Origin of the sequence: Streptomyces sp. NRRL B-24085 (genome assembly GCF_001282115.1) — a bacterium.
Taxonomy (GTDB): Bacteria; Actinomycetota; Actinomycetes; order Streptomycetales; family Streptomycetaceae; genus Streptomyces.
In genome coordinates this window covers 62,613-69,115 of sequence record NZ_LJBR01000069.1, presented here as the reverse complement: position 1 = coordinate 69,115, position 6,503 = coordinate 62,613, and the positions used below count along the sequence as shown (strand labels likewise).

Annotated in this window: 4 protein-coding genes; 1 reads left to right on the top strand and 3 read right to left on the bottom strand. The window is 64.8% G+C overall.

Features of this window, described 5'->3' with window-relative positions; all coding sequences use genetic code 11:
* Positions 1-119: 119 nt before the first annotated feature.
* The 3 genes from AOJ26_RS10755 to AOJ26_RS10745 form a co-directional block, all read right to left on the bottom strand.
* Complete coding sequence (locus tag AOJ26_RS10755) at positions 120-698, bottom strand: hypothetical protein (protein WP_046912624.1); 579 nt, start codon at positions 696-698, stop codon at positions 120-122.
* Between the two features lie 99 nt (positions 699-797).
* Positions 798-2,078 (bottom strand): tyrosine-type recombinase/integrase, encoded by a 1,281-nt coding sequence (locus AOJ26_RS43815; protein ID WP_050399610.1) that lies wholly within the window; start codon positions 2,076-2,078, stop codon positions 798-800.
* Positions 2,079-2,114: 36 nt separating this feature from the next.
* Positions 2,115-2,297 carry a helix-turn-helix domain-containing protein gene (locus AOJ26_RS10745; RefSeq protein ID WP_046912625.1) on the bottom strand — a complete coding sequence of 61 codons (183 nt, stop codon included), beginning with the start codon at positions 2,295-2,297 and terminating at the stop codon, positions 2,115-2,117.
* 1,292 nt (positions 2,298-3,589) lie between these two features.
* Between AOJ26_RS10745 and AOJ26_RS41725 the strand changes: the two genes are divergently transcribed.
* Positions 3,590-4,153 carry an ATP-binding protein gene (locus AOJ26_RS41725; RefSeq protein WP_078959839.1) on the top strand — a complete coding sequence of 188 codons (564 nt, stop codon included), beginning with the start codon at positions 3,590-3,592 and terminating at the stop codon, positions 4,151-4,153.
* The last annotated feature ends 2,350 nt before the right edge of the window (positions 4,154-6,503 follow it).

Here is a 6,503-nt window from a genome sequence, read left to right as displayed (position 1 = left end):
ACGTTGAAGCGGAACGTTGACTACAACGCTCCCACCTGCGGAAACGCGGTTCCGAGAGGTCCAAGTCAGCACAGAATCAGCACGGAAACACAAGGTCAGCACTCAAGCTCCGAGGCGCGTCACGCGTGTACGTCGGAGAGCCCCTGCTGCAACAGCACGAGTGCCACCCCCAGACCCGCCGCGCCAAGCGCAATACCGAGCGGGCCGCCACCCGCGGCGGCGAGGGTCCCCAAGCCCAGCGACACAGCTGCACACACGATGTAGATCCATCCGCGCATTTTTCTGGGTAGATCACCTTGCACAGCCTGCCCACCCTCCAGGCCTTCGATCTTGGTCAGGAGGGTTCTGATCTCCGCGGATGCATGCCCATCCAGCCCCTTCGCCGCATCGTGGAGCAGTGCGGGTACGTCCGTGGGGCTGATGTCGAGAGTCCAGCCCTTGAAGTGATCGAACTCCTCCAGAAAGAGCACCTCAAGTTCATCGGCGAACCGATGCAGAAGCGACACTCGCTCGTGAACTCGCCCCAGGCCAGTCGCCATGTCCAGACCAACTTTGATCAGGGCGCGTGAAGCATCTGTCTTCCCCTCCGGGACACCCTGCTCCAAGTTGGTCGTCCAAATCACGTCCAGCTCCAGAAGGCGGGTGCAGGTTGCAACGATGTTCGCTGCGTCGCGCTGTTCCGCAATGCTCAGGGCCATGGGTGCTCCGATGCCGCAGGTCTCGGATCAACCTAGGCGCGCTAGCCCCCCTCCGCCCCCTGGGGTGGGCCAATTCGGTGAGCCGAGCGCGGACCCCCGTCACACCGCCCTGTCGTACCCCTCGGGCGACTCGGATGCCTCGGCCGCCAGTTCCACCGGCACGGGCCGCATGGCGTTCTGCATGACCTCTCGGCAGCGGTGCCAGGCGCCTGGCACGAGGTGTCCATAGATGTCCACCGTGGTCTTGATCGACTTGTGGCCGAGCCAGCGCGAGACCTCGTGGATCGGGATGCCGTTCGCCAGGGCTGTCGAGGCGAAGAAGTGCCTCAGCGAGTGCGGGGTGTACTTCGGCTTACCGTTGACGTCGACTAGGCCCGCAGCCTTGCACGCCTTCCTGAAGTGGTACGCGTACGTCGTGGCCGTGGGCATGGTGCCCTTGCCTCGTTCGCGGGGTGCGAAGTAGACGTCGAGCTGCCGATCCTTGCCCGCCTGATCCTTGAACGTCACGGGAATCGGGTCCCACAGCTCCAAGTGGGCATCAATCTCCTCGTCGATGAAGGGGGCGATCGGGATGTCTCGGTACTCCCCCTCGGCCCGGTGCTTCAGCGGCACGAAGGTGGTGCGGCAGTCTCCACGGTTCGCCTTCGAGCTGACCTGCCAGCGGACACGGATGAACTCCGGCCGTCGGCACTCGCTCGCGAATCCGAGGCACTCGCTGATCCGGAGCCCCGCCCCCGACTGCAAGTAGACGGTCAGCCGATACTGGGGCGAGATGTGCTTCGCGAGCAACTCGACCTCTCCGAGGTCGGGGATCTCGTCCTCGTCCACAGCGAGCGAACTCGTCCGAGGGATCTTGATGCCCCTCGCAGGGTTTTCGGATATGCGCTTCTCGGTGACGGCGGACTCAAGCATGGCCGCCACGAACTTCAGGCGGTCGTTGATCGTGGAGGCAGCCATGCCCTCACCGTTGCGGTGAAGCGTGGCGATGAAGCGCTCGAAGTCGCCCGTCGCGAGCCCAGCCAGGGTCTTACGGCCGAGGTGGGGAACAAGGTGGTTCTTCGTGAACCCCTCGTAGTTACGCATGGTGCCCTCGGCAAGGATCTGCCTGTCGAGCCACTCCCGCGACCAGGCGCGAAGGGTAATAGCGCCGCGCTGGGGGTCGAGGTAGATCCCCATCCCTTTGTCGTGCTCAACCTTGGAGGCGAAGGCATCAGCGCCGTCCGGGCCGGTCTTCTTGTCGAAGGTCTTCTCCCGCTGGCGCGCGGTCCGCCCGCCCGGCTCTCGGTAGCGGACCGTCCACTTGTGTCCGCATCGCCCCTTTTCGCAGGGGTAGTCATTGTTCTGCGGGTCGGTCTTGCATTTCTGAAACACCGCGGCCATGTGGCCTCCTATCTCAGTTCAGGCAGCGGGCTGCCGTCATCCGTAGTGGTCTTCGAGGTACGCGACGATGTCGCGCTCGCGGAATCTCAGGAGCCGCCCGACCTTTTGGGCCTTCAGCCCCCAGTGGCGGTACTTGTTCCGCACCGTGATGTCGCTGACCTTCAACCATGCGGCCACTTCTTCCGGGGTGAGCAGCCGGTTGCTCCCCCCGGCGGTCAAGGCGCCACCTCGCGATTGCGGGGCTCGAAATCGGCGAGGGAGACATACGGGCCTGACATCCCGGGGCGAGAATGGGTAGGGGGTATTGCGGATCGGCGCATGGGCTGGGTGTTCCTTGCAAGGGAGCGCGCGGGGCGACAGAGCGGAACCAACAACGCCTGCATCCCACGCCGACTCAGCGGAGTCCCGCTGAACTTCAGCGAACAGGCGCTGCGGATTTCAGGTCAGCAGCGGGCGTGGGCCGCGAATACCTCCTCGGTGTCTTTGCGGCACTGCCTACTGAGTCCGCTACGACTCCACCGCCAAGCACAGCCGAGTGCGAACACCATCAATGCTCTGGACGATCCCCGGTTTTGCTAACCGGGGATCATGGGCTATATATCGCTCGCAGCTTGCCCGGACTACGTGGAGTCCGAAGCGGAGGGGGCTCGGTCGGGGCACCGGGTGATCGCGACATGGACGAGGACGGAGCCGTCACGGCGGCAGTCGGGTTACAGAAGGTCCCCCCGAGAAGGACGGATGCGGCACGCACAGGCAGCGCATGGTGGACAGGGTGACCAAGTCGTAGCTCCGTTAGGCAGTCCAGGCGATGACGGAGTCGAGCATTCAGCGGGGTGGACTCCTTGAGTCGGGCCGCGGAGGTGGCAGGGGGCCAGCTCGCGGGTAGGCACTGCGGACAGACCTGGCAATCTCTTTGACGACAGCCCGCACGCCTTCCCTTTGCGCTGACCTGGTGTTTTCGGGGACGTTGTACGTTGACATGGGTTGCAGGAACGTTCCAGTCTTGTGAGCCCCTTTTCGTCTGCCGTGGGCGAAATCGATCTCCCGCACGGCTATTGAGCTCTGGTGGCTGCACCGGCTTGCCCCCTTGGATCAGTTTCTTGGTGCTCTGGCCGAGCAGTTGCTGGGGCTGCACCAGCCGATGCCCCCTCAACTGGGCGCTGCGGCGCCAGCCTCGCGCATCCCGGTCCCACCGGACGGACTCGGGCATGGACGTCGCGGTGCGTCTCGCCCGACCCTGACGTCACTCAGAACCTGGACTGGTGGGGACTGACAGCGAATCCTGAGTCGCGAGCGGCCAAGGAGAAGGTCTGATACGAGTCTCAGCGGGGTACGGTGTCAGCGACGTTTGTCGCCCCGTATTGACTGGCTCGCTAGCTTGCTTGCATCACAACTCGCCGAAACGTCAAGGCTCCTGCCTTGCGTACCTGTGGACAGATTGTCCTCACAGGGCTCTTGCCGGGTGGAAGGCTTCATTTCACTGAGGCCGCTCCCAAGGTGAGGTAGTCGTCATGGCGCGTCGCAATCCCGAACGTCCGACGTATGGATTCACGGTTGCGGCTGCTGTCGAGGCTGTTCCGGCGGCACGCCGCCAAGTCGTTGCACTGGCCAAGAATCTGGGTCTTCCCGTGTCGGACCAGATGCTGGAGACCATCGAGTTGCTGGCCAGCGAGGTGATCGCCAACGCTGTCCTCTATACAGATGCTCCGTGCGATGTCGCTGTGACACGGACCGACGAACGGCTTCGTGTCGAAGTGACGGACACCGATCCATCACTGCCGAGCGCTGTCGACGCTGGGCCCAACGACGAGAGTGGCCGCGGCCTCCTGCTCGTTGATGCCCTGGCGGACGCCTGGGGGACACAACCAGCACCCACAGGCAAGACGACCTGGTTCGAGATCACGCAGGAGCCTTCGACCGACGGCGAGCGCAACTCCGCGGATGCACCTCCTTCGCCTCCTACGGCGGCAGATGTCGCGCGACGAACTGAGCGCCAAGCCCGCTTGGCGTCGCCGGCCAACTCCCGGTCGTCCTTCGTGCCAACAAGTGCTGGGAGGCAGCATCAAGCTGCCTGACGCTGCCGACCCCTGCGTGACTGCGTCCGTTTCTGTGGGAGTCGCGATGTCCTTCGTGATCAATCGCCAGTGAGTTGATGTCACTCCCTGGCGCAGGTGTCCGGGAGGTGCGCCAGCGCACGCCTTTGAGAAGCCGGACGGCTCTGCGATGGTCGCGTCGCGCACCCTCGGTAACAGGAAGCGGTGCCCGACCGAGAGCACGCAGGCAGGAGGTGGGTACCGGGAGCCGGAACGCGCCGACTCATGTGGCCGCAGTGGCCGTTGCCGTCCCTCCGGACCGTCCCGAAGAGCCGCCCCCTGGCGCCCTTTCAGCCTCCCGGTCGGATAGCGGTGGATGCAGGGGCGAGTGGCCCTGAGTCGAGGAACGAGCCACCCCATTGGCTGAGGACGGTCGAGGAACCCCGCCTCGTCGGCATCGAGGACGATCACCTTGGCGGGCCACCGCTGAGTCCCAACCCGACGCACTTGACGAACTCGCCCGAATAACAACGGCCAACTGGGTGGCCGAGTTCCGTCACGGGCCTGTGGCGTAAATCGCGACACTCAACTCTCGCTTGCTTGTGCGATCTGTCGCCCGTACGGGCTAACGTATCGGCCATGTTCAGCCACGGCCCGGGACGATGCACCATCGCTGATTCGACCGCGATGGACTACCGAGGCATAGGCCCTTCCCGCTCGCTCGTCAGCGTGGATCTCAGGTCTTCGCGCTGATTCACTCGGGCGGGATGACGACGCGTGCCGTCCCGTGGGAACGCATCAGAGGCCGTTGTAATCCCGCTCCTCCCTACTACGGAGGGGCAACATGCCCAAGGCGCAGCCAGCCGAGCCGGAGTCCGCACCTAGCATTCCGGAGCCCCGCCCACCGGGGCTTTCATCATCCGGCTCAGAGTCTGAAGTGAACACCTCGAAGTCCCCCTCCGCCACCAGGTCCTGGGTCGTGACGGCAGCGGTGAAGGGCCTCTGTGCGGGCGCCGGCCGCGCGGTGACGGACTTCATCCTTCGGCAGTTCTAGCCGCAGGGCCCCGCACGACGCGGGGCCCTGCGCTTCTGCCAAGCCGACATTTCGTACGCTCGAACAGGGAACTGCCTGGGGGCTGCTTCAGTTGCGATTGTCCTTGACCACCGCCCCGGAAGGGGCGGGCTCCCGCTGTGTCGACGTGCAGGCGAGAGGCAGGCGGCCTGGTAGGTGGACCGGCACCAACCCGCGCCTGCACTCTTTCAGAGAGCCCTCACGCAAGTGCGTCGGTAAACGCGCCCATCGCCAGCAGGGGGGCCGACCGTGGGCAGAAGACGGATACGGTCGGACTAGACCCGTAGACCTTGTCTGCGTACATCTGATCGCGCCGGAGACCTCGGGCCGCACATCGCTCTCCACGGCGATGCTGCCGCAGCCCGAGTCGTCCTGCCCAGCTCAGGCCTTGAGAGTGGGGAGTGTTTACGTGTCGCCACATGCTTCGGATGGGCATTCCGACGGCTCACCGCGGGAGCACCTCGGCGGTCGAAGGGATCTCACGGAGGAGCTGGTTCGTGACGCCCGGCGGCAGGTACGAAGCGGGGCTTCGGTAGATCACCTCGCACGGGCGATCGGAGTGAGCAGTAGAGCGCTCTCAAAGGCGGTCTATGGCGCCACCTGGCGCCGCGTGGACGATCCACCACCGATCAGCCGGCCCATGCCCGCTGATCCGGATCAGCCCAGCCCGACCGTCCTGAATGAAGATCACGTGCGTAGGTTGAGGCGCGAGCACGCTGATGGCGCGTCGGTGCGCTATCTCGCAACGAGAAACGGCCTTCCCTACAACACTGTTCACGATGCGATCAGGGGCGTCACCTGGGGACATGTCGGTGGTCAGGTCCCGGAGGACCTCCCCGAAGAGCCGCGTCGCCCAGGTGTGCTCCTGACCGCGGCGTCAGTGGGAGAGATGCGGCGGGCGCATGCTGGAGGCGCTTCCTTGCGATCGCTTGCTGACAAGTTTCGCCTGGAGTACGCAACGGTCCGAGCGGCAGTACGGGGGGCAACCTGGCGTCACCTCACCGATCCGCCCCCTGTTCCAGCCACCGGGCGGGGCGGACGACATGCACTCACCAGTGAACAGGAAGCTGACCTCGTAGGGATGCGTGAGCAGGGCGGGTCCACGTACGCCCAACTCGGCGACGCGTTCGGCATCAGTGAGTCCACGGCTTGGCACGTCTACAAACGCTGTCGTGGATCAGCTCCAGACTGAACATGCATGTGCCGGGTCGCGCTGTGTGGAGCGATTCTGTCGGCGCGGACAGCCAGGGCAATTTGGTTGCTGGGCAAGACGCTGCCTGGTGAACTGAACGGCATGCCGAACCATCACTGACGAGACGA

Bases quoted from the DNA above. Each gene is read 5' to 3' on its own strand.
- AOJ26_RS10755 (WP_046912624.1), bottom strand. From the start codon at position 698: ATGGCCCTGAGCATTGCGGAACAGCGCGACGCAGCGAACATCGTTGCA.
- AOJ26_RS41725 (WP_078959839.1), top strand. From the start codon at position 3,590: ATGGCGCGTCGCAATCCCGAACGTCCGACGTATGGATTCACGGTTGCG.
- AOJ26_RS43815 (WP_050399610.1), bottom strand. From the start codon at position 2,078: ATGGCCGCGGTGTTTCAGAAATGCAAGACCGACCCGCAGAACAATGAC.